The organism is Deltaproteobacteria bacterium, assembly GCA_009692615.1.
Lineage (GTDB): Bacteria > Desulfobacterota > Binatia > UBA9968 > UBA9968 > DP-20.
Genome location: SHYW01000038.1, coordinates 21,996 through 42,109, shown reverse-complemented (window position 1 = coordinate 42,109; position 20,114 = coordinate 21,996). Strand labels below are relative to the sequence as shown.

Sequence of the window (20,114 nt, the reverse complement as noted above, 5' to 3'; positions counted from 1 at the left end):
CCTCAACCACGGTGATCTCGCTGCGATATACTCGTTGAATTACGTCTAGTCGTTTCTCGTCTTTCATTGTCAGGGTTGTCATCCTTCCACCCTGACATAATTACGTTGCCGTTAACCCCTGACATAATCACTTTGCTACAACACTTACCGAATTCGAGACTGGACATTTCCAGTGCAGTTAAATATCATAGACAGTTACAAGGAGATCCGCTATGGCTCAATCATTCAATATCGTCGAAGCGACCATCGAAGACATCCACGCCGGCTACAACTCTGGCGCCCTCACCTGCCGCCAAGTCGTGCAGATGTATTTGGCGCGAATCGAAAGCTTCGACAAGAAAGGCCCGAACATCAATGCGCTCGTCACGGTCAATGCCGACGCGCTCAAAGAAGCCGACCGGCTCGACGCGGCATATAAGACTTCCGGCGCCGTCGGTCCGCTGCACGGCATTCCGGTGATCGTCAAAGATCAGGCCGATGTCAAAGGCATGCCGACCACCCTCGGCTCGCTGTTGTTCAAAGATTATTTTCCCGACCGCGACAGCTTCGTCGCGGAAAAACTGCGCCAAGCCGGCGCGGTGATCTTGGGCAAAGCCACCCTCGGCGAACTTGGCGGCGGCGATACCCACGGCTCGCTCTTCGGCTCAACGCGCAATCCCTACGACACGGCGCGCACCGTCGGCGGCTCGTCCGGCGGCTCAGCGGCGTCTGTCTCAGCAAATTTCTCCACCGTCGCCGTCGGCCAAGAAGGATTGGCTTCGATCCGCCGGCCGTCGACCTGGAACTGCATCGCCGGCATGCGCCCCTCGGCAGGTCTCGTCAGCCGCGGCGGCGTTTTCGGTTGCTGGCCGGAAGTCTTTGGCTCGCTGGGACCGATGGCGCGCACAGTGAAAGACTTGTCGACGTTGCTCGATGTCATGGTCGGCTACGACAAAGAAGATCCGCTCACCGCCCGCGGCGTCGGCCGCACGCCCGACACGTTTACGAAATTTCTCGACAAGGACGGTCTCAAGGGCAAGCGGCTCGGCATCCTGCGCGAATCGATTGGCTTGAATTCTGAACCGGACTCCGACGACTATAATAAAATTTCTGAAGTCTTCGACAAAGCAATCAACGAACTCAAAGCCGCCGGCGCGGTGATCGTCGATCCCGTGGCGATTCCCGATATCAAAGAATTGCTCGCTAAAAGATCGGGCGGACCGGGCGACACCGATCTATCGTTCAAGAACTACTACGGCCGCAGCGCCAAAGCGCCGTTCAATACGCCGCAGGAAGTGATCGCCCATCCCGACTTCGCCAAAGTCGTGCGCCGTTCCCAACAGCGCTTCAAGCGCAATCCGACGACAACGCAGCATTACGAAAGCCTGCGCGCCCAAGACCAGTTAATGACGAATTTTCTAAAAGTGATGGCCGACCACAAACTCGACGCCATCGTCCACAAATCCGTTGAGCACCAACCGACGCTGATCAAGGACGGCATCGCCGAGCCCTTCGTCGATCAAAAAGGCGCGCCGCACTTGAATACATTTTTGGTTTACGTGCCAACCATCGTCGTGCCGGCGGGCTTCACGCGGGATAATTTACCGGCCGGCCTCTGCTTCATCGGCCGCCCTTATGACGACGGGAACTTAATTAAGTTCGCCTACGCCTACGAGCAAGCAACCCAGCATAGAAAACCGCCGGCCAGCACGACTGCGCTGTAGCGCTGACGGGTGGTAAATATTTTCACCACGAAGAGCACGAAAGACACGAATGGTTCGGATAATTTAAACTCCGAACTTCGTGCTCTTCGTGTCCTTCGTGGTGAAACGTATTTTAATTCGTACGGTGGAACTGAAACTAGAGCGCGAACAGCGCTTTCGGATTATCGTAAGTGATCTTGCCGTACTGCGCATCGGTAATCATGCCGGTCTGTTTTAGATTGCGCAGCGCTTCGACTTCGGTGGACTGGTCGTTGTGACCGTAGTCGGTGCCGATGGTGATATTTTCTTCGCCGGCGTAACGCATCACGTAGTCGACATCGTCGTCAGTTTGGCAGGAAACATATTGCCGGTAAGCTTTGAGCGGGTTGTCCGGCAAATCTTTTTTCTGCGTCGCCCAGCGCCGCTGCAAATCTTTGACGACATAGGGAACCCACTGCGCCGCCGCTTCGGCCCAGTGGAAGCGCAGCGCGGGAAACAGTCGCGGCACGTCGCTCATGATCACCGAATGAAACGCGCCGATCACCGGCAGACGGAACTTCCAGAAGCTGCCGCCGCCGTTGTACTGCGAAACCAGATCGGCATTCTGCGGGCTGCCGTTGCCGACATGCACGCCGACCGCCAAGTCGAGCCGGCTCATCTCTTCATAGAGCGGATAGAAATAGGGATCGGTGATCATGCGCTGCCCTTCGATGCCGCGCATGAAAACACCGCAGGCGCCATGCTGCTTGCAGAATCGCAGCTCCTCTAACGAAGCGCTGATATCGAGCAACGGCAAGACGCAAATCCAACGCAGCCGGCCAGCGGCTTGACCATGAATATCGGCGAGCCAGCGGTTGTAGCCTTTGCAGATGGCGATCTCCCACGCCGGCTTGTCGCTGATCTGCTCGATGAACATGGTCGGGTAGAGAACTTGAACGTCGATGCCGAGTTCGTCCATGTGGCGCAGCCGCGCGCCGACGTTTTCCATCTCGCGGGTCTCACGCGGCGTGTTCATCACTCGGCCGGTACGATTGGCGACGTCGTCCATATCCTGCGCCGTCATCACCGCTCGAACCAAACCGCGAATCTTGCCGTCGATGAACCAATACTCAGAACCGCTGTCGCCGCGCGGCTTGACGATCACCGGACGAAACTTGCGATCGCCCGCTTCCATGAAGTCCCAAGTATGTTCCGACTCGACCACATGAGCATCAGAATCGATGGTTGGCATATTTACCTCCTGGGAATATCGACGAAATCCTTGTTCACCACGAAGAGCACGAAGGACACGAAGGGTTCGGATAATTTAAACTCCGACCTTCGTGCTCTTCGTGTCCTTCGTGGTGAAGTTTTTCTTCTCACACGCGCAGCGCCGGCATCACCTTGCTCCCGAATAGTTCAATCGAGTGCATCACCTGCTCATGCTTCAAGCCGCCGAATTGAAACATGCCGACCAAGCTGTCCGGTTTCGCGGTCTCGATCATCGCCCGCGCTTTCTTGATCACGGTCTCCGGGCTACCGATCAGCGACGTGCCCCATTCATCCAGGCGCTCGACGGTCAAACCGCCGGGATAATAAACGTAGCGCTCGGTGTATTTTTTCAAATCATCGGCCGTGAGCCCATCGCCGCGCCAGACGTTGTCCGTCGCCAACTGCCAGAAGCGCATCAGCTCCGGCACAGCTTCGCGCTGCGCTTGCTCGTCGCTGTCGGCGACATAAATATCGCGCACCATGATCGCGTCGCCGCTGCCGGTTAAGTGCGAATGTTTGGCGCGCTCGGCGCGATAACGTGAAATCGCCTGAGCGCAATTGCTCAGCGGCTGGCGCGATAGTGCTAAATTCCAACCGCGACGCGCCACCATCGCCGCGCTCTCCGGCGCCGTGGCGCCGTAGTAAATCGGCGGATGGGGTTTCTGCAGCGGCTGGGGCCGGCACGAGATCTCTTCGTAGCCCCAAGCTTTGCCGGAAAAACTGAAGGTCTCGCCGCTCCACGCGCGCATGAGAATCTCGATGCCTTCGTCGAAACGCGCCTGCGCGGTCTCGCGGTCGAGACGATGCTTCATGTCATCTTTCGGCACGCCGCGCCCCAAGCCAACATTGAGCCGGCCGCCGGTGAGAATATCCAACATGGCACACTCTTCGGCCAGGCGCATGGGATCGTAAAGCGGCAGCACGCTGACCAGGTTGCCGAAGCGCAGCCGTTCGGTGCGGCGCGACAGAGCCGCGATGATCAAATTGGGCGAGGCCAACATGCCGTAGTCCGAATGATGATGCTCGGCTAACCAAGCATCGTCGAAGCCGAGCTTTTCCGTGAACTCGATCTGCGTCAGCAATTCGTCAAAGGCCTGGCGCTCCGTTGCCCAAGGCCGCGCCTGATTGTAACTAAACGTCCCAAACCGCATGCATCAATCCTCCGTCAATTCCGAACGAACTCGACCACGACCCACGATCACGATTCACAACGGCGGCGCCTTCACAATCGTCGTCGCATCGATACTCGCAATCGTCGGCCGGCCGCACTTCGCCATGGTGATTTCCATTTCTTCACGCAAAATATTCAACACGCGAATCACGCCTTTTTCACCGTCGACCGCCAAGCCCCAGAATAGCGGTCGGCCGATGAACACCGCTTTGGCGCCCATGGCGAGCGCTTTGACCACGTCGGCGCCGCGGCGAATGCCGCCGTCGAGATAGATTTCCATTTTGCCTTTGGCCGCGGCGACGGCTTCAGATAAAACTTCGACGGTGGCCAACGTGTTGTCTAAATGGCGTCCGCCGTGGTTGGAGACGATCACACCGGCGGCACCGACTTCGGCGCAGAGCTCGACATCTTCGCCAGTCATGACCCCCTTAGCGACCACCGGCAAATCGGCGGCGGCGCGAATCCATTCCAAATCTTTCCAAGTCGCCGCCGGATCGGAACCGGCGCCGCTGCCGGCGGGCCGCGGCGCATTGGGATGTTCGCTGCTTTCGGAATAATTTACCCCGCGGGTGCGCCGATAGCGATTGCGAATATTGCGTTCCCGTTTCGGCGGCCACTGCGAGTCGAGCGTGACGACCACCGCTTTGTAACCGTTATCCTTAACACGCTTGAGCCAATCCTGGGTCAGAGATTTATCGCGGAACGGATACATCTGCACCCAGAGATTCCCCGGTGCGGCGTTGGCCAACGCTTCGAACGACGTGTTCGAGTTGGCGCTCACCGCGAGGATCGTGCCGCACGCCGTGGCGGCGCGATAGGTCGCGATCTCGCCGTCGGGATGGGCGCGCTTGTGACCGCCGCAGGGCGCGATAAGAACCGGTAAGTTTACTTTCGTGCCGAGCACGGTGGTCGACAGATCGAGCGCGCTGACATCGCGCAACACCCGCGGCCGAAACGCCCAGGATGCGTAGGCGCGGCGATTGCGGTCGACACTGAGCTCATCGGTCGCGCCACCGGCGATATAGTCGTATTCCTCTTTGGGCAAGCGTTCTTTGGCGACCGCTTCGAAGTCAAAAAGATTGATCGGTTCCACATCGCTGTCCATGCCGTCCTCCATGACTCGCACACCTGGCACTTACTTATCTTTTCTCGAAGCTACCGTCTAGAGCGGCAAAGGACGAGCGTGCGATCACTTCGTCGCTTTGGTACCGTGGCATGACGCGCTGCCGCGGTCGCGGAAACTTTGCCCGGCGATGGGAATAAATTCCCAATCGTAGCTGGTGGCATGAAGCGTGAATTTGATCACGCCATGGGTGGCGCTGTTGCGCACTTGGCTGTTAGGTTTGACCACGCCGATCTCGTAGAGCGCCGCGCCGCCGGTGCCGGCAATAAATTGGCGCACGCCCCGCCCGTCAGCCTTGCCATCGGCATCCTGCGGCCCGAAGCGCTCGTAAATATGATCGTGGCCGCTCACCGCAACGTCGGCGCCATGGCGGTAAAGAATCGCGAATAAATTTCGCATATGCGGACTGTTGCCGTGGTTCTTACCCGAACTGACAAAGGGATGATGCCAATAGGCGAGCTTGCACGCCGAGGGATTCGCCGCCAAATCTTTGCGCAGCCATTCTTCTTGTTGCGTGCCCCAGGTGGGCGCATTGGTGTTGCTGTTGAGCGATAGGATATGCCACGCGCCAAGATCGTAACTGTAATGGCCGCGACCGGCGGGCCCAGCGTTGGCGCCGAAATATTTGAAATAAGGCGCCGCCTGTTTAGTTTCATAATCGTGATTGCCCAGCGCCGGGCGAGTGCGCCCACGATGGCGCCCCCAACTGAGACCGTAACATTCGATAAACTCTTGATGGGTTCCGTTCGGATAAACGTTATCGCCAGCCGTGAATATCGAGCCAGGAATTTTATCCAGCAACTTTGCCGTGGCCTGCGCTTTGTCGGTATCGCAACTGGCGATATCGCCGGCGCCGGCTAAAACCTGCGCGCCATTTTGCGCCGGCAGTGATCGCGGAAAGCTGAGCAGCGCTGCAATCGCCAAGACATACGACAGGCGGCGATAAGACAGAGGGGACTTCGGTGACGATTCCGAAGTCCCCTCTGGTGAAAAAAAATGACGGATCAACAACCGCAGCGCTGCCTAGGCATAAAGTTTTCGAATGTAGCCGCTATCGTCGATCTCTTTGACGTAGTGGAGATCCCACAGCGCCAGCGGATTGAACTCTTTGATCTCGGGACTGCGCTTGACCCCCAGGGCAAAGACGTTTTGAATCGCTTCGATGGAAGGATAAGGTGCGCTTTCCAGCGACTCCGCTTGGTTTTCGTAGAAACAATCCCACTCTTCGTCGCCCTTCATCTTGAGCAGCTCCGAGCAGTGCTTGTGCAAAATCTTCAGGGTGTCGGCTTTGTTGGTTTTGTAGAAATGAATGCCGTCGACCAGCGCCTTGATCAGCCCTCGGCATTCCTCTTCGTGACTATTTACATAAGTCGTTGTCGTGGTGAGCGTCACGCCTTCGATCATCGCCATGGACGGCAGCTCGATAATCTTCGCGCCGAACTTGAGCGCCCGCAGTCGATCGACGGCGCGGATGAAGCTCGCGTCATATTTGCCTTCCATGACGTCGCGGGCGCGCTCGGTGCCCTTCTTGCCGTTCTCGACCAACTCGACATCGCGGCCTTCTTCCAAACCATGCTGCTTGAGATACAGCCAAACGTTGAGCCCGGTGTGGCCGTCGAAGTCGTCCATGACAACTTTCTTGCCCTTTAAATCCTGCAGGCCGTTGACGCCTTTGCCGCAGACGAGAAAATTTTCTCGCCAAGAATTATTGCTCTGGGCAATATGCACGTAAGGCTCGTCGTGGAGCGCTTTGCGCGCGTAGAGATTATGATGATTGCCCGACACCACGTCGAGATCGCCCGCCTTCAAGCCGTCCGCGGCGCGCTGGCGTTGGCCTTCTAGCGAGCCCATCTCCATCTCGATGCCATGTTTGCTCAAAAAGCCGCACTCTTCCATCACCTTCCACAACGGCACGTGACTCGGTGCGCGATAATAGATTTTCATTTTCTTTGCCATGAGGTTTCTACCTTTCTTATGTGATGCTAATTCAAAACTATTCCAAGCTTATTTGCCTTTGAGCACTTGCCAAACTTTTTCGCGATACTCCTGGCGGCCGCTGATCACCCACTTCCAATCGGTGTCGTCGAAATATTTGATATTTTTTTTCGGCAAATTGGCCGGATTGAGAAACGACTCGTCGATATCCGTGCGCAGCGTCGCCGAACCGTAGCCGCGCGCATAAGTCTCCAAGCCTTCCTTGGCGATCATCCAGTTGGCGAACAATTGCGCCGCTTTCGGATTGGGCGCCTTGTTAGCCAATGTCATCATCCACGGTGAGCCGTTGATCGACGGCGGCATGTCGACGAGTTCGAAGATCTCCAAAAGTTTAAAGCCGTCTTTGATCAGCGGCCGGACGTCGTCTTCGCGGCAATTGAGACAAATCGGCTGGGTGCCGCGCGCCAGCCAATCGGTCATCTGGCGCCGTTCGCGAGTGCGCACGGTTTTTTGCTCGACATAAAGCTTGCGGACAAAGTCTTCGCCAAGGTCGTGATAAAAACGCGCCGCGGCGTTGGAGCCGGAGCCGATAGCGGTCGGATCTTCGGCGGAAATTTTGCTGCGCCATTTGGGATTCAATAAATCCTTCGCCGCGCGCAGCTCCTCGGGCTTGACGTTATCGGTATTGATAAACAGCATGGTCGCCACACTGCTAAACGCCCGCACCACGAAACGCTCTTCGGGATCGGCGAACCAAATCTTGCCGCGCTTCCACTTGGCGCCGTCGGCGACTTCGGGCATGACCAGGACCGGCTTCAAAGGATCGATCAACTTCTCACCATAGAGCACCGTCGCCGTGGTGTCGGGCCCGGCAAGAAACACGTCGACACTATAAATTCCCGCCGCGCGCTCGGTTTTAACCCGGCCGGTAATTTCACTCGACCGCCCGGCGATAAACTCGACCGGAATGCCGTAGCGCGCGGTGAATTTAGGAATCACATCGTTGCGCATCACTGGATCGGGAGAACCGGCGACCACGACCTTGCCCTCTTTCTTGGCCCCGTCGACGATCGCCGCCCATTCCTTATCGCTAGCTTTGGTCTGCGCAAATGCAGTCGCATCGCCTAAGGCGATCAGTATCACGAGCCACGAATATCCCAAGCGCATCATTCACTCCCCGCCAATTGCAGTCCCAACTTGCGACCGACCAGCATCATCGCGCCGACAATCAATGTCATCAACAACCCCAACGCCGCGGCGCGCTCCAGCTCGCCGGTGAAACTATATTCCATTAATAAAATCGCCAGCGGCCGCGATTGATGGCTGTACAGTAGCACGGGAGTGCTGATGCTGGTCAAGGCGGCGCCGAAATTCATCAAGCCCACCGCTGCGGCGATCGGCGCCAACAGAGGCAAAAGAATTCGCCGGTAAGTATAAGTCCAAGACGCGCCGCTGACCCGCGCCGACTCTTCCAATTCGGCGCCCAACTGCAACAGGCCGGCCTTGAACGCTTGGGTCGTCACCGGACTATCGGCGAGTATCAGCGCGCAGGCGATACCCCACACCGAACCGTAAAAAATAAAGCGCAGCGGCGTCGCTAAAAACAGCCAGAGCACGCCGAGGCTCAAGAGAATGCCCGGCAGCACATGGGGAATCCAACTCAAGCTTTCGAGCAGCGGCGCGCAAATCGTCCGGCGCGAGACCAGCAAATAAGCCAAGGCGGAATAAAGTAGAATGCCGCCGACGGCGGCGATGCCGGCGATGATCAAGCTATTTTTTAGCGCGACCAGAAAGATTGGATCCGTGAGCATGGCGCGCCAATGGTTGAGCGTGAACGGCGTCGCGATGTGAAAAAAGCCGTAGCGCCGCATAAACGAACCGATGACGAGAAAAGTCAGCGGCAACAGCATCATCACCGCCACGTAAGCTAGACAGCCGCCCAGGGCGGCGTAACGCCAACGGCCGAGCTTCACTTTCAAAGTCGAGTAACCTTGGCCGCTGACCACGGTAAATTTTTTATCGCCGCGCAAATATTTCCAATAGAAAAACAACAGCACGCCGAGCACGACCAAGAACACCGAACCCAGCGCCGTGGCTTCGCCGTAGGCGCGCGGCTCATGCTGGAGAAAATCGTAAATCTTCGTCGAGTAAACGTAGATGCCGGCGGGCGTGCCGAGCAACAGCTCGGTATTGAACGACTGCAAGCCGCGGATGAAGCTCAATACCGACACGGCGAGAATCATCGGCGCCAGCACCGGCAAAGTGATGCGCCAGAGCATGGTGGCGGCATTGGCGCCGGCGACCCGCGCCGCTTCTTCCAAGGTCGCACCGAGCCGGCGAAACACCGGCACCAGCAACATCACTTTGAACCAGATGCCGCCGGTGGAAGTATGCACCCAGACGATGCCCCAAAAGCTATAAGGATTGAACAGCGCGTGCTCGACCCCCGGCAGGTTTTTCGCCAGCCCATTGAGAAAACCAAAATTAGGATCGAGCAGTAAGATCCATGCCAGCACCAATGGAAAATCTGGCACGAAGTAAGCGATCCAACACAGCGACTCGATGAACTTACCGCCAGGCATATCCGTGCGCGCGATCAGCCAGGAAAAAATCACCGAAAGAACGATCGCGGGAATCAGGCGCACGACCGACAGCAGAAAGCTCATGCCAAGCGCACTCAACGTGCCGGCGTCGGTAAAAGCTCGTACCCAGTTGTCAAAACCATAAACCGCCGGCTTGCCCGGTGCGGCAAGATTAAAACTGCCGGTGAGCAAGAACAGCAGCGGCAAGCCCATGGCGACAGCGAGAAAAATCAGAAAAGAAAATTCGGCGAGACGAATCGGCCCCAGGCGAAAGCGGCTGGCGCTGGGCGTAATGATGTCGGTAGATGCTTTCATGGACGATCTTCAATCTACAATCGATGGGAAAGAATATTCACCACAGAGGACACAGAGGACACAGAGAAAGAATTTTGTTGACCCCTCTGTGATCTCTGTGCCCTCCGTGGTGAAAAATTCTTCACGTCCCGCTCGGAAAACCAATCCGCTGCCAAACCGACGCAGCTCTAAGCCAGTCGCAAGTTTATCCGCGCCGGATCGAGCGTGAGCTGGACTTTTTCGCCGGCGTGAAACCGCTGTTTCTTCGACGCCAGTAGAACTAAAGAGACGCCCGCCGCTCTGACGTGATACTCGAAACGATCGCCGAGATAGGCCGTCTGTTCGATGGTGCCGGCGAGCCGATTGCCGTCGCTGCCGCTGCCGGCAATAATTCCCACGTCTTCCGGTCTGGTAAAAACTCGCACCGCGGCACCGTCGCCTAACGCCGCGTTGGCCGCGCCGTCCAACGCGCAACGACCGGCGCCTTCGGCGAACTCGATCCAACTACCGGCTGCAGTTTTAATAACCTTGCCGGTGAAATTCACCATACGTCCTAAGAACTCGGCGACAAACGGCGTCAACGGCGTTTCATAAACCTCTTCCGGCGCGCCGACCTGTTCGAAGCGGCCTCGGTTCACCACTGCGATGCGGTCCGACAGGGTCATCGCTTCGGCTTGATCGTGGGTGACGTAAAGTACTGTCAGCCCGAGTTTTTTCTGCAACGCGCGAATCTCCACGCGCATTTGCTCGCGCAGCTTGGCATCAAGATTGGACAGCGGCTCGTCGAGCAGTAAAATCGCCGGCTCGTAAACCAGCGCGCGCGCCAAGGCGACGCGTTGCTGTTGGCCGCCGGAGAGCTGCGTGGAGCCACGCTCCGCCAGACCGTCGAGGCCGACGACATCGAGAGCCTGATGCACGCGCGTACAAATACTTTCGTGGGATTCCTTACGCACGCGCAACGGAAACGCGACGTTCTCGAAAACCGACAGGTGCGGCCAGATCGCGTAGGATTGAAACACCATACCGAGCTGGCGCTTTTCCGGCGCCAAGAATAATCCCCGCGCCGGCGCGGCAACGCAGTGGCCTCGAATCAAAATTTCGCCGCCGTCCGGCTCTTCCAAACCGGCAACCAGCCGCAGCGTGGTGGTCTTGCCGCAACCGGAAGGGCCGAGCAAGGTGAACACTTCACCGGATTGAATCGAAAAGCTGACTTGATCGACGGCGTTGAGCGCGCCAAATCTTTTAGTGACGGCGCGAAACTCAAGAACGGGATCACTCATAACGCGGCAGGGAAAAGCAATTGCTGTTCAGCATTCGAAACGATTGGAACGGTTTGAACGGGTTGGTTATTCTTCATCGAGCAGCTTACAGTAATAGCGCCAGTTGGAGCCGGCGTGCACCGATTGATTGCCCGCGCCGCGCGATTTGCCGACCAGAATATCGATGTCTTCTTGCACGATCGAGCGCGGCGTGCCGAGCAGATTGGCTTGATAGTTGATCACCGCCGCGTCGTTTAACTTAATCGCCGTCAGCGTCGCGTCTTGTACGTTAGGCCCGGCGCTGGTGATGCCGTGGCCGCGCATCAAACAGGCTGGCTTGTCGCCCATAGCTTTGGCGAATTCTTCACCCAACGTTTCGTTGGACACCGTGATGCTGCGCGGATAGGTCGCCAAACCTTCGACGATCAAGCGCAAGCTCGACGGATCGTAGGCCCCGAACAGCGGCTCGATCGGCTTGTTGCAAATCGTAAACAACACCACGGTCAGCGGATGAACATGGACCACGCATTCGACATCGGGACGTCTCTTGTACAGCCAGGTGTGAATGAAAACTTCCTGGGGCACGTCGAGGCCGTCGTCGCCGGCAACTTTCTTGCCGTTGAAATCGACGGTTATCACATCCCTGGCTGAGACAAAGCGCAGGCCCGATTCTTCCGGTCCGCGCGCCTTGATCAGCAGCTTGTCTTCGCCGGGCACCCGCGCGCTCACGTGGCCGCTCGGTTCTTTAGTTAAATTGAGTTTGCCGAGAATCCGACAAGACTGCGCCACCAGCTCACGAAGTTTGGAAAGATCGGCCATAAGTAGTTCCTCGCGTAAAATTGAATTTCAAAAACGCCGAAGCGAGTGGATCATAATCTCGCCCGCCGTTGATGGCAAGAGCGCAAGCGGAAAGGCCGAGTCGCGCAACGCTTCCGAGATCTGAGATCTGAAATTTGTAATCTGAAATTCCAGGTTACGCGAACTGGCGCGCAACCTGGACAGATTATTGATTGACCGCGCGCGGCGCGCGATCGTAGCCGCCCTGTTCGATGGATTCGAGCAAATGCGTATCGATGAACGGATTGTTCGCCGGATCGCGAATCACGCCCATCGGGTCCAGTCCCTGCTGAACTTTTTTCATCTCGCGAAACATCACTTCGCGCAGCAGAATCACGCCGCGATCGGTGGAGGTCAGCCGTTCCTGGGTGCGGTCGCAGATCGGCCCTTGGGTCTCCCACGCCATGTGATCCTGAGCTTGCACCATGTCCATGCGGAAACGCGTGAACGGATGTACTTGATCCGGCGGATTTTTATACGATGGGATGTATTCCACCGGTGGCTCGTCGTTCTCGACGATCTCGCCGTTTTGGGTCGGAAAAAAGCGCACGAAGTAAACCTTCGTGTGGGTATCGTCCATCGGCACGCGAATTTGGCCGACGTTGCCCTGGCGCAAGATGTTCGGGAACAGCACCGGATGTTCGTCGATCATGCCGTTTTTATAAGTACGCCGCTTCATCAACCCATAAGAAGTCTCATAGAAATCGAATTCCGCCACGTCGTCGGTAAGACCGCGGGTGCTGTCTTCGATGGGCCGGCCGCGATTGGCGGTGTCTTGATGGAGAATCTGCAAATGCGCCGGGTCCATGGAATTTTCCATCGGTTGTACCCAATTACAATCGAGCTGCGGCTGAATAAAAATTTTCCGATGGCCGTCCTTGCGGAACCACACATCGAAGTTGGTAATCAGCGGCGCCGGCAACGGGCCGAGGTAAGCCCAGTAAAGGCCGACCAGTTTTTGCACCGGATAAGCCCTCTGCTTCACCGTCAAACGGAACTTGCTCTCGCAGGGCTCCGCCGGTGTCTCCAGACAACTGCCTTTGGTGTCATAGAGCCAGCCATGATACGCGCATGCGATGCCGCGTGCTTCGACCCGGCCATAGCTCAACGACACGCCGCGATGGGAGCAGCGATCTTCAAGCAAACCGACGTTGCCGCTTTTGTCGCGAAACAGCACCAAAGTTTCGCCGAGAATTTTTACAATCTGGGTCGGACTCTCCGGCGTCAATTCACTGGCGACGCCGACTGGAAACCAATAGCGGCGCAACAATTCGCCGCCCGGTGTCCCTGGACCGACCCTGGTAAGCGTTTCATTTTCTTCTCTGGTCAACATGACTTTCTCCTTAGAAAATGACCCATACTAATTAGTATCGGCAGCTTTCACGAACTTTTGCGCTCACTGCGTTGTTCCCGATCATAATCGAACAAGTCCCGTCCGCGCAAGCGAGAAGCGCCAAAATTTGCAATAAAATTAGGAACTTATGTTAGGTCTGGAATGTTTAAGCGTTAACGACTTCGGCGTGAGTGCCGAGATCGAAATGCGCCTTGACGATTATTTTGAAGGCTTAGGAATCAGTGTGGTTCGGACAATGATTTTCTTTGGCAAACAGACCGATACGTTCGTTGATGACGCCCAGATCGATGACTTGGTTTTTCGCGGCATCGCGGATGATACCGATCGGTTCGAGTCCCTGCTGCACGCGTTCGATCTGTTCTTTGAGAAGCTTGCGTAATTCGATGACGCCTTCATCGCCGACGCCGAGATGTTCGGTAGCGCGGTCGGTAAGATGACCTTGGGTTTCCCAGGCCATGGAATCCTGGGCCGAAACCATGTCCATGCGGTACTCACGCGGGGCAGTTTTGAGCGGCGTGAAGCGAAACGGCACCGGCGCGTCGGCCGGCGAGCGCTCGGTCTCCGATGGAACAAAGTTGGCGCGAAACACTTGAGTATGATGATCGTCGATAGGTACGCGTATCTGCAAATTATGGCGCACCAACTTCCCTTCATCGAACGGCGCGACGTGGCGTAGCACTGACGGAAATAATAGCGGATGTTCGTCGACCTCGGGTTTGCCGCCGGTGGCTAGCGGCTGGGTCGTGCGCCGTTTCTTAATGCCGTACTCGAAGCGAATAAACTCATGCTTCTCGGCATAGGTTTTCACCCGCGGCGCCAAATGCGCCGTGTCGCCGTGCAGCCAAAACAAATGTGACGGGTCGACGGAGTTCTCCATCGGCTGAAGCCAGTTGCATTCGATCACCGACTCTTTGACTATCCAACGTTTGCCATGTTCCCAAACCAAAACATCCCAGCGCGGCAGCAGCGGCGCCGGCGCGGGACCGAGATAGGCGTAAATCAAGCCGCCAAGATATTGCGCCGGATAGGCGACATGTTTGATGCGATCTTTGAATGTACCGTCCGCCGGTTCCGCGGGTTGTTCTAAGCACTTACCCGAGCCGTCAAACTTCCAACCATGATAGGGACAGCGAATCCCCTGCTCATCGACGCGGCCATAGGCGAGGGAAGCCAAACGATGCGGGCAATGCTCGCCGACTAAACCGTAATTACCTTTCTTGTCGCGATAGACGACTAACTCTTCGCCGAGAATTTTGACGGCGCGAATGGGTTTCTCTTCGGTTAACTCTGCGGCTGCGGCAACCGGATGCCAATAGCGGCGCAACAGCTCGCCGCACGGCGTGCCCCGTCCCACTTGCGTCAACAGAATGTTTTCTTCAGTTGTCAGCATGATCGCTTCTACGCTTTGCGTTGCAGCTCATGGTACTTGTGAATCTTGCGCGCTTCATCCAAACGCATGCCAGTGAGCGCTGACTGCAAGATTTTATCTTCGGCTACCGAGATCGACTCCGCCAGCGCCAAAATCTCTTGCTCTTTTTCCTTCGGCACCGCCAGCACGCCGTCGTCGCTGCCGAGCATGATGTCGCCCGGCTGAATTTGAACTTCGCCGAGGGAAACCCGGACGTTCATTCCGTCGACTTCCACTCGGTCTTTGCCCGTGCGCATGTATTTCGCCCGGCTGAAAATCGGATATCTCAATTCGAAGCTGCGCGCCACGTCACGGCACACACCGTGGACCACGGTGCCGCCGACACCGCGCTTATGCGCGACGGCGGTGAGAATATCGCCCCACACCGTGCAGTCCAAGCGGCCGGCATTGTCGAGTACAACCACATCGCCGGGCGGAATGTCGTCGATGTAATCGCCCACCGTGCCCTTGACGACGCCGCAGGGAATATACTTGATCGTGAACGCGCGCCCGGCCATCTTGTTGCCTTGATTGATCGACTGAATACCCAAGCATTGGCCGACCACACCGAGCCGGTCCATGGCATCCGACACCGCCGCCACCGAAAGTTTTCTGAATCCTTCGACCACCGCGTCCATGTGAAAATAAATCTCCTATTTCTTATTCAACATCTGCTCGTAGCCGAGCTTCTCGAGCATTTCGCGGCCGGAATAACCCTTGCGGATTCCCGCGGCCATCTCTTGTTCCTTGGCGTAAATCGTTTCCGCCGCGGCGACGACTTCGTTTTCTTTTTCCTTGGAAATAATAATAATGCCGCTGCCATCGGCTAAAACCAAATCTCCGGGATAGCATTGCACGCCGGCGAATTGAATTTCTTGATTGTAAGATTCCTGCACCACGCGATTGCGCGCGGTCATCGGCACCACGCTGCGCGCGTAGACGGGAAATTCCAACTCGCGCGCTTCGTCGATATCGCGCGACGCGCCGTCGATCACCACGCCGCTCACGCCTTTGAGCTTGGCGGAAAGCGCCAGCAGTCCGCCCCAGCAGGAAAATTCCAACTTGCCGCCGTTGTCGATGACGATCACGTCGCCCGGCTGCGCCGCTTCAATGGGCGCCGTGCCCAAATGCTGCGTCGGCTGCTGCAATCCCGCCGGCTTGATCTTCATGGTCACCGCGCGACCGGCGATCTTCGGGCACGGCCACTGCGGCCGCACACCCCAAGTTGCGCCTTTCAAACTCAAACTGTCCAAGGCATCCGAAACCGCGCAGCTGTCGAGCTTGATCAATCTTTCAATAATCGGTTCACGCGCCATTGATTAGTTTCTTTCCAGTTCACCAAACGATTTTGCCATGACCAGAAGGAGCGAAAGATTTTTCGCCCCTACAGATTTTCTTTGCGTACTTTGCGTTCTTTGCGGTTAATTTTTCCTGATCCTAAATCCAATACGCGAACCCCATCCCGCAGCCAGTCGCCGCTGGCGAACGATAGGTAGTGACGTATTCCAAATATTTCAGCTCGCGCTGTTCCATCGCGCCAGCCAGCGCCACCCAGTTCAAGATTTCCGAAGTGCCGCCTTTGAGTTTTTGCCGCGGTAGTTGAAACAGCACCTCGGGCTTTTTATTTTTCAAACCGTCGATCACCATGGCGTCGATCTCTTCGTCGATGACGACGTGACTCAAGCCGCCCGACGCCATCAGCGCGACCCGTTTGTTGGTATCCCAAGATTCGATCGCCTTGCGCACCGCTTGGCCGAAGTTGTAGCAGCGCTTGGGCGTCGGTTGATTGGGTGGATAGTAAGTGTTGACCATCATCGGCACCATCGGCACCCTGCTGCCGGGCAGCACACGGCGATAGAGAAAACTGAAAGCGTGGCCGACACCGATCTCGGCGCGCAGCTTGTTGCAACGCGTGATATCGAACTCGGCGTCGGTGAGGGCGCAAATCAAGTGATCGGCCAGATCCGCGGCGGTTTCATACTCCGGCGCGGTCTCGGCCCAGCCTTTCTCCTCGGCTTCTTTCCATGCCGCCGGACGCAAATTGTTATGCCGCACTACTGGCAAACCTTTGCCGTGATAGATCGCGAACATCGGCATATTATCGTCGTGAAATTGTTCCTGCTGATCGTCGCCGAAGACGACAACGATATCCGGCTTGGCAGCTGCAAGCGCATCACCCAAGACTTTGATTCCCGCGAGACAAGCCTGGTCCCTCTCGCGAAACTTGTCTTCGGTCAACTCCTTCTCCAAGCCCGGCTTGGCCTTCTGCAGCAAGGCCTGATAGTTGAGCCGCGGATCGGTTTTGTCTTTGTCTCCGAGCAGTTTTGTCCAGTCCTTCGCACGAATGCTCAACTGCGGACTATGCGAAGTGCCAACACCGATGACGATCTCTGCCATAACTTTTTTCCTCCATCGCCCCATCGGGCCGGGAAGCTTTCTGATGTAAATGATCTAAAAGCAAAGTTCCGTGTCTGTCAAGCAAGCGGTTGTTGCCCGGTGAATCAGTAACGGATGAGATAAGGATGTTTCACCGCAAAGAACGCAAAGTACGCAAAGGGAAGAAAACTAAATTTCCGAACTTGGCGTCTTTGCGCCTTCGCGAGAAACATTCCGAATCCGACTCTGTGAACTCTGTACTACTATCCATGATAATTTCCGCGGCTTGCGCAAATTTTGCTTGTAGCCGATCCGAAGGGCGACCAGCCGGTCGCCCCTACATCCGTTTTGCGTACTTTGCGTTCTTTGCGGTTAAATAATCCGAGTCCAGTCTTTGGTTGCGGCTATGCCGCGCTAGGCCCTCTGTGGTGAATTCTCCGATCCAATTTGACTTGACGCCCGCACGTCGATTGCCGTAACAATCGCACAAAACTTCGGAGGTGATCCATGGCAGCAACCAGCCGCGGCGCGACATTACTCGGTCCGGACAAATTAGAAATCCGCGAATATCCGATCCCAGATATTCCCGCCGACGGCGGCTTGGTCAAAGTGGAAATGGGCGGCGTCTGCGGTTCGGATTTCAAATATCTCCACGGCGGCAAAAGCGGCATGCCGTATCCTCTAATTCTCGGCCACGAAATCCTTGGCCGGGTCGAAAAACTCGGCAAAGAAGCCGCGCAAATCCACGGCATCAAGGAAGGCGACAGAATTATCATGAAAGGCGCCAAAGGCTGCGGCCGCTGCGCCCACTGCCGGCGCGGCGCCGCGCGCTTCTGCAAAGCGCGCATCGGCTACGGCGGCCAGACGACTTGCGCCAATCCACCGCATCTGTACGGCGGCTTCGCCGACTATCTTTACCTCGTGCCGGATATTCTCGTCACCAAAGTCAGCGACGACTTGCCAGCGGAAGCCGCAGTGCTGATCGGCGCCGTGATGGCCAACGGTTTTCAATGGGCGATCCGCCAGGGCGGCGTCAAGATGGGCGACAGCGTGCTGATCCAAGGGCCTGGGCAACAAGGACTCGCCTGCACCTTTGCGGCGAAAACCGCCGGCGCCGCGAAAATATTCGTCACCGGCATGAGCCGCGACGCCGAACGGTTGGAAGTCGCGAAAAAGTTCGGCGCGACACGGACGATCGATGTCGAGAAGGAAAATGTCTTGGAAGTGATCAAAGCAGAAACCGACGGCGAACTGGTCGATGTCGCCGTCGACGTTTCCGGCAACGTCCAAGCGATCAAAACTTCAGTGGAATGCGTGCGCACGTTGGGAACATTGGTGGTCGGCGGCCTTACACGCGACGGCGTCGACGTGCCGTTAAATGTAAATTTGATCGTGCGCCGCCAAATCCGTTTCCAAGGCGCCTTCACCACCGACAACGACGCGACGGAAATCGCCATGAACGCCATCCAAGCGAGCAAGTTTCCCGTCCAACAAATGGTTACCCACCAGTTTTCTTTAGACGAAACCGAAAAATGCATCCGCGCCGTCGGCGGCGAGATTCCCGGGCTGTATCCGGTGAAGGCGGTGATCAAGCCGTAAATTGCTTGGATCAGCAAAGACTCAGCTCGGACCCATCGGAAATCAACCACAAAACACACGAACGACACGAAAGGTCGGAAGTTTCTGGATCTTATTTTCGTGTGTTTCGTGCTTTTCGTGGTTAATGATTTCTTCGTCCAAAGCCCATAGGATAGGTCGAAAGAATTTTAAGTTGAAAGTCATTGAGGAAGCGACAAACTTACCGGCCCTTCTGCAACACTTCCTCCACCAACGACGCATCCGCCACTTGCGTCCAAAGAATATTCGTCGCGCCTTCGGAATCTAGGATCGCCCGCACCGCCTCCGCGGTGACGCGTACGTCGTCGATGATTAGCGGCGCGTAGACGTTGTAGGATTCGACGGCGGTGGACTCGTCGGTGCCGAAGAACTGGCGCAGGAACTGAATCGCGTCGCTCTTCTGATTTTTGATCCAGCGCATCGATTCCATCTGCGCTTGAATCATCCGCTTGATCGCTTCACGGTCGCGCTGAATTTTTGCCGTGCTGGTCGACAAACCGGTGAAGGGAACGTGCAGGACGTCGCCGGCGGTGCCGAGAAAGCGGAAACCTTGCTGCTTGGCCAACACCGAATGCGGCAACGATAACGTCGCCGCGTCCATCTGACCGGAGATCAACGATTGAAAGCGCGTCTCCGACGCGCCCACCGACATCATCGCGACATCCCGGCGCGGATCGAGGCCGGCTTTCTGCAAGATCGCCCGGGCGACTAAATCATCCGTCGCGCCGACGTTGGAGATCGCGATCTTCTTGCCTTTGAGCTCCGCCGCCGATTTGAAACTCTCGCGGCCGACCAAAGCGTGGAATGAAGACTTGAGGCCGATGGTGACCAGCTTGAGCGGCAAACCTTTCACCGCCGAGCGAATCGCCGTGCTGGTCATCATCGTGTAATCGATCTCCCCCGCCTGCACCGCGACCACGGAAAGATTCGGCCGCATGGTGATGACTTCGGAATCGAATCCATACTTGCGAAAAAAACCTTTTTCATGCGCCACCCAAATATCGAAGAAGCCGATGGACTTCGACGACACCCCGATGCGCACGCGCTCGCGGGGACGCTCGGCGGCGTCGCTTTCGCGCAACGCGGCGCAAAGAAACAAAATCACCGCAAACTTGATGGCGATTGCAATTTGCAGATTGTACCGGATCGACATCACTTCCTGTGTAGGGGCGCAGCATGCTGCGCCCCTACAAGACATTCTCCGTCATCTCCGACGCGATCATGT

17 protein-coding genes are annotated in these 20,114 nt (G+C 56.7%); 2 read left to right on the top strand and 15 right to left on the bottom strand.

Annotation, left to right across the window (positions count from 1 at the left end; all coding sequences use genetic code 11):
• The first annotated feature begins 212 nt into the window (after nt 1-212).
• Nucleotides 213-1,703, top strand: coding sequence for an amidase (locus EXR70_11335; protein ID MSP39073.1), 1,491 nt, complete (start codon nt 213-215; stop codon nt 1,701-1,703).
• A 136-nt stretch (nt 1,704-1,839) separates the two neighbouring features.
• Here the strand turns inward: EXR70_11335 and EXR70_11330 are convergent, their stop codons facing one another.
• The 14 genes from EXR70_11330 to EXR70_11265 form a co-directional block, all read right to left on the bottom strand.
• A complete protein-coding gene (locus EXR70_11330) occupies nt 1,840-2,913 on the bottom strand; it encodes an amidohydrolase (protein ID MSP39072.1) in 1,074 nt (357 codons plus the stop codon).
• Nucleotides 2,914-3,040: 127 nt separating this feature from the next.
• A complete protein-coding gene (locus EXR70_11325) occupies nt 3,041-4,084 on the bottom strand; it encodes an LLM class flavin-dependent oxidoreductase (GenBank protein ID MSP39071.1) in 1,044 nt (347 codons plus the stop codon).
• Nucleotides 4,085-4,138: 54 nt separating this feature from the next.
• Nucleotides 4,139-5,239 (bottom strand): alpha-hydroxy-acid oxidizing protein, encoded by a 1,101-nt coding sequence (locus tag EXR70_11320; GenBank protein MSP39070.1) that lies wholly within the window; start codon nt 5,237-5,239, stop codon nt 4,139-4,141.
• Between the two features lie 54 nt (nt 5,240-5,293).
• Nucleotides 5,294-6,244, bottom strand: a complete 951-nt coding sequence (locus EXR70_11315) for an alkaline phosphatase (protein MSP39069.1) — start codon at nt 6,242-6,244, stop codon at nt 5,294-5,296.
• 6 nt (nt 6,245-6,250) lie between these two features.
• Nucleotides 6,251-7,183 carry a hypothetical protein gene (locus EXR70_11310; GenBank protein ID MSP39068.1) on the bottom strand — a complete coding sequence of 311 codons (933 nt, stop codon included), beginning with the start codon at nt 7,181-7,183 and terminating at the stop codon, nt 6,251-6,253.
• Nucleotides 7,184-7,231: 48 nt separating this feature from the next.
• Nucleotides 7,232-8,332, bottom strand: coding sequence for an extracellular solute-binding protein (locus tag EXR70_11305; protein ID MSP39067.1), 1,101 nt, complete (start codon nt 8,330-8,332; stop codon nt 7,232-7,234).
• Complete coding sequence (locus EXR70_11300; GenBank protein ID MSP39066.1) at nt 8,329-10,059, bottom strand: iron ABC transporter permease; 1,731 nt, start codon at nt 10,057-10,059, stop codon at nt 8,329-8,331. The genes EXR70_11305 and EXR70_11300 overlap by 4 nt, the downstream gene beginning before the upstream one ends.
• 167 nt (nt 10,060-10,226) lie before the next feature.
• Nucleotides 10,227-11,318, bottom strand: a complete 1,092-nt coding sequence (locus EXR70_11295; GenBank protein MSP39065.1) for an ABC transporter ATP-binding protein — start codon at nt 11,316-11,318, stop codon at nt 10,227-10,229.
• Between the two features lie 66 nt (nt 11,319-11,384).
• A complete protein-coding gene (locus tag EXR70_11290; GenBank protein MSP39064.1) occupies nt 11,385-12,116 on the bottom strand; it encodes a class II aldolase/adducin family protein in 732 nt (243 codons plus the stop codon).
• A 184-nt stretch (nt 12,117-12,300) separates the two neighbouring features.
• Nucleotides 12,301-13,467: an aromatic ring-hydroxylating dioxygenase subunit alpha gene (locus EXR70_11285; GenBank protein MSP39063.1), complete on the bottom strand. Its 1,167-nt coding sequence runs from the start codon at nt 13,465-13,467 to the stop codon at nt 12,301-12,303.
• Between the two features lie 232 nt (nt 13,468-13,699).
• Nucleotides 13,700-14,878: an aromatic ring-hydroxylating dioxygenase subunit alpha gene (locus EXR70_11280; protein ID MSP39062.1), complete on the bottom strand. Its 1,179-nt coding sequence runs from the start codon at nt 14,876-14,878 to the stop codon at nt 13,700-13,702.
• An 8-nt stretch (nt 14,879-14,886) separates the two neighbouring features.
• On the bottom strand, nt 14,887-15,534 hold the full coding sequence (locus EXR70_11275) for an RraA family protein (GenBank protein ID MSP39061.1): 648 nt from the start codon (nt 15,532-15,534) through the stop codon (nt 14,887-14,889).
• Between the two features lie 15 nt (nt 15,535-15,549).
• Nucleotides 15,550-16,212 (bottom strand): RraA family protein, encoded by a 663-nt coding sequence (locus tag EXR70_11270; protein ID MSP39060.1) that lies wholly within the window; start codon nt 16,210-16,212, stop codon nt 15,550-15,552.
• A gap of 121 nt (nt 16,213-16,333) precedes the next feature.
• On the bottom strand, nt 16,334-17,317 hold the full coding sequence (locus EXR70_11265; protein MSP39059.1) for an extradiol ring-cleavage dioxygenase: 984 nt from the start codon (nt 17,315-17,317) through the stop codon (nt 16,334-16,336).
• Nucleotides 17,318-17,779: 462 nt separating this feature from the next.
• Between EXR70_11265 and EXR70_11260 the strand changes: the two genes are divergently transcribed.
• Nucleotides 17,780-18,871, top strand: a complete 1,092-nt coding sequence (locus EXR70_11260; GenBank protein ID MSP39058.1) for a hypothetical protein — start codon at nt 17,780-17,782, stop codon at nt 18,869-18,871.
• A 199-nt stretch (nt 18,872-19,070) separates the two neighbouring features.
• Here the strand turns inward: EXR70_11260 and EXR70_11255 are convergent, their stop codons facing one another.
• Nucleotides 19,071-20,087 carry an ABC transporter substrate-binding protein gene (locus EXR70_11255; protein MSP39057.1) on the bottom strand — a complete coding sequence of 339 codons (1,017 nt, stop codon included), beginning with the start codon at nt 20,085-20,087 and terminating at the stop codon, nt 19,071-19,073.
• Nucleotides 20,088-20,114 lie beyond the last annotated feature (27 nt).

Excerpts from the sequence above, each read along its gene's own strand:
- EXR70_11260 (MSP39058.1), top strand. The coding sequence starts at position 17,780 with ATGGCAGCAACCAGCCGCGGCGCGACATTACTCGGTCCGGACAAATTA.
- EXR70_11265 (MSP39059.1), bottom strand. The coding sequence starts at position 17,317 with ATGGGGCGATGGAGGAAAAAAGTTATGGCAGAGATCGTCATCGGTGTT.
- EXR70_11325 (MSP39071.1), bottom strand. The coding sequence starts at position 4,084 with ATGCGGTTTGGGACGTTTAGTTACAATCAGGCGCGGCCTTGGGCAACG.
- EXR70_11295 (MSP39065.1), bottom strand. The coding sequence starts at position 11,318 with ATGAGTGATCCCGTTCTTGAGTTTCGCGCCGTCACTAAAAGATTTGGC.
- EXR70_11335 (MSP39073.1), top strand. The coding sequence starts at position 213 with ATGGCTCAATCATTCAATATCGTCGAAGCGACCATCGAAGACATCCAC.
- EXR70_11300 (MSP39066.1), bottom strand. The coding sequence starts at position 10,059 with ATGAAAGCATCTACCGACATCATTACGCCCAGCGCCAGCCGCTTTCGC.
- EXR70_11330 (MSP39072.1), bottom strand. The coding sequence starts at position 2,913 with ATGCCAACCATCGATTCTGATGCTCATGTGGTCGAGTCGGAACATACT.
- EXR70_11275 (MSP39061.1), bottom strand. The coding sequence starts at position 15,534 with ATGGACGCGGTGGTCGAAGGATTCAGAAAACTTTCGGTGGCGGCGGTG.
- EXR70_11280 (MSP39062.1), bottom strand. The coding sequence starts at position 14,878 with ATGCTGACAACTGAAGAAAACATTCTGTTGACGCAAGTGGGACGGGGC.
- EXR70_11255 (MSP39057.1), bottom strand. The coding sequence starts at position 20,087 with ATGTCTTGTAGGGGCGCAGCATGCTGCGCCCCTACACAGGAAGTGATG.
- EXR70_11270 (MSP39060.1), bottom strand. The coding sequence starts at position 16,212 with ATGGCGCGTGAACCGATTATTGAAAGATTGATCAAGCTCGACAGCTGC.
- EXR70_11290 (MSP39064.1), bottom strand. The coding sequence starts at position 12,116 with ATGGCCGATCTTTCCAAACTTCGTGAGCTGGTGGCGCAGTCTTGTCGG.
- EXR70_11310 (MSP39068.1), bottom strand. The coding sequence starts at position 7,183 with ATGGCAAAGAAAATGAAAATCTATTATCGCGCACCGAGTCACGTGCCG.
- EXR70_11305 (MSP39067.1), bottom strand. The coding sequence starts at position 8,332 with ATGATGCGCTTGGGATATTCGTGGCTCGTGATACTGATCGCCTTAGGC.
- EXR70_11285 (MSP39063.1), bottom strand. The coding sequence starts at position 13,467 with ATGTTGACCAGAGAAGAAAATGAAACGCTTACCAGGGTCGGTCCAGGG.